We start from the raw sequence: 1720 nt of genomic DNA, 5'->3' as shown, positions 1-1720 counted from the left end.
GCCCCCCGGCGGCGGTCCCGGCCGTGCCGCCGGCTCCCGACCATGCGGCGGACCCCGGGGACGCCGAACCGACCGAACGGCTCCCCCACCCGGCGCGGGAGGCCCCCGAGGACCCGGGGCCGCGCGACGCGGTGCCCGTCGTGCCGCCCGGCCGGCCCGCCGCCCGCAGCGCCGTCGTCCCCGCCTCGGGCGGGGCCGACCTGGCGTGGGCCGTACCCGCCGTACCCGCCGCGGCCGCCGCGGCCCCGTCGGCCGCGCTCCCGGGTGTCCGTGCCCGGTCCCGCACCGGGTGGCCCCCGGGGCGGCGACGCTGGACCTGGCGCGTCACGGCCCGGCTCCTCGCGGTGGCCATGTCGGGGCTCGTGGTCCTGGTCAGCGGACTCGCGTGGGGGGCGACCTCCTGGTTCGAGACCGCGGTGCGCCAGATCGCCGCCCTGGACCCGACGTCGAACTCGATCATCGACCCCGCCGCCCAGGCCGGGGACCAGAACTTCCTCGTGGTCGGCTCCGACACCCGCGTCGGCGCGACCCCGACCGAGGACGTCGGCGACCCCAACGACGTCCCCGGCGCCCGCTCGGACACCGTGATGATCGTCCACGTGCCCGCCGACCGGGGCGGCATGACCGCGGTGTCCTTCCCACGCGACCTCGAGATCGACCGGCCCGCCTGTCAGCGCTGGGACTCCGTCTCGGGCGCCTACACCGGCCAGACCATCCCCCCGGCCGCCCACGTCAAGCTCAACTCGGCCTACCAGGTCGGCGGTCCCCGCTGCGTCACCGAGGTCGTCCAGCAGCTCTCCGGCCTCGCGATGAACCACTTCCTCGGCGTCGACTTCTCCGGGTTCAAGGACATGGTCGACGCGGTCGACGGCGTCCCGATCTGCGTCGAGCACCCGATGCGCGACGCGGTCCTCGGCACCGTCATCCCCCGGGCCGGCACGAGCGTGCTGACCGGCGACCAGGCCCTGAACTTCGTCCGGGCCCGCCACGTCGTCGGTGACCCGACGAGCGACTACGGCCGCATCCACCGCCAGCAGCTCTTCCTCTCGGCCCTGCTGCGCCAGTCGCTCTCGGCGGGCACGCTGCTCGACCTGGGCAAGCTGCAGGCGCTGGTCGGGGCCGTCGGGCGCTCGACCTACGGCGAGAACATCGAGGCCGACCAGCTGCTCTCCCTCGGACAGTCGCTGTCCGGGATCGACGCGCACCGCGTCACGTTCACGACGGTGCCGACGACCGGCGTCGCGAACGACCGCGGCAACGAGGTGCTGCGCGCCGCGGACGACCGGGCACTCTTCGACGCGATCATCGGCGACCGGCCGCTGCCCGGGCAGCCGGGCTCCGCGCCGCCGGTGCCCCCGACCCCGCCCGTCCCGGCCGACCGGGTCGCGCTGCGCCTCGTGGACGCCCGCTCCGACAGCGGCTCCGACAGTGCCGAGGCCACCGACGCCGGGACCGGGGACGGGACCACCGCCTCGGGCTTCCGTCGCGACCGGAGCACGTCGGCGCCATCGGGGAGCGCCGTCGCCGGCGCGCTGCGCGGCTACGGCTTCACGGTGAGCGCGGGCACGTCGGCCGGGTCGGCCGAGGCCCGCACCCTCATCCGCTTCACCCCCGACCAGGCCGGCGCGGCGGCGACGCTGCAGCGGGCGGTCCCCGGCGCGGTCCTCACCCCGCAGCCGACCGGCACCGGCGGGCTCGTCCTGGCGCTCGGCGACGACTT

At 76.9% G+C, this 1720-nt stretch carries 1 protein-coding gene; it reads left to right on the top strand.

Going from position 1 to position 1720, the window contains the following annotated elements:
• Positions 1-23: 23 nt before the first annotated feature.
• Positions 24-1720, top strand: a 1697-nt coding sequence (locus AC0CYZ_RS31360; RefSeq protein ID WP_472222132.1) for an LCP family protein, incomplete at its 3' end; no start/stop codon positions are given.

The organism is Actinomycetospora sp., assembly GCF_055612215.1.
This window is presented reverse-complemented; position numbering and strand designations above follow the sequence as displayed.